This is a genomic window from Paraburkholderia sp. CNPSo 3272, from assembly GCF_024206495.1.
GTDB lineage: Bacteria > Pseudomonadota > Gammaproteobacteria > Burkholderiales > Burkholderiaceae > Paraburkholderia.
Genome location: NZ_JAMBPQ010000110.1, coordinates 1 through 704 on the forward strand (window position 1 = coordinate 1; position 704 = coordinate 704).

A 704-nucleotide genomic window follows, 5' to 3' on the forward strand; every position below is an offset into this window, starting at 1 on the left:
AGCACCGTCTTGATAAGGCGGGGGTCGATGGTTCGAATCCATCCAGACCCACCACTGTCTGTGACGGGCAGATCCCTTGAGTTGTTGTGACTGGGGGATTAGCTCAGCTGGGAGAGCACCTGCTTTGCAAGCAGGGGGTCGTCGGTTCGATCCCGTCATCCTCCACCAATCCTCAATGCCTAGTGTCCGGTAGCAGTACACGCCGGGGATTACGCATTGGCGATTGAGCCAGTCAGAGCGGTATGAGTAACACCATATCGGCTGTCGTTCTTTAACAATCAGGAAGAAGTAGTAAAGAGATTCATCCGAAAGCGGACAGAGATGGCCGTCGAGTAGGTGAATCAGGGTTGTGATTGTATCAATGTATTTTTAAGTGATCGAAAGATTGCCTTGAAATACGGCGCAACACGAATACTCAACCTGTAGCGCGTGAGCCTCGCCATGAGCAATCATGGCCGAGACACACCCGTTATAGGGTCAAGCGAACAAGTGCATGTGGTGGATGCCTTGGCGATCACAGGCGATGAAGGACGCGGTAGCCTGCGAAAAGCTACGGGGAGCTGGCAAACGAGCTTTGATCCGTAGATGTCCGAATGGGGAAACCCACTCCGAATGGAGTATCCATGACTGAATACATAGGTCATGTGAAGCGAACGCGGCGAACTGAAACATCTAAGTAGCCGCAGGAAAAGAAATCAACCGAG

The 704-nt window shown here is 52.0% G+C and carries 1 tRNA gene and 1 rRNA gene; both read left to right on the top strand.

The features are described 5' to 3' along the window. The first annotated feature begins 92 nt into the window (after positions 1-92). Positions 93-168: transfer RNA gene (locus M3I53_RS38020), tRNA-Ala, on the top strand. Between the two features lie 307 nt (positions 169-475). After that, positions 476-704: ribosomal RNA gene (locus M3I53_RS38025) — 23S ribosomal RNA — on the top strand; the annotation flags it as partial.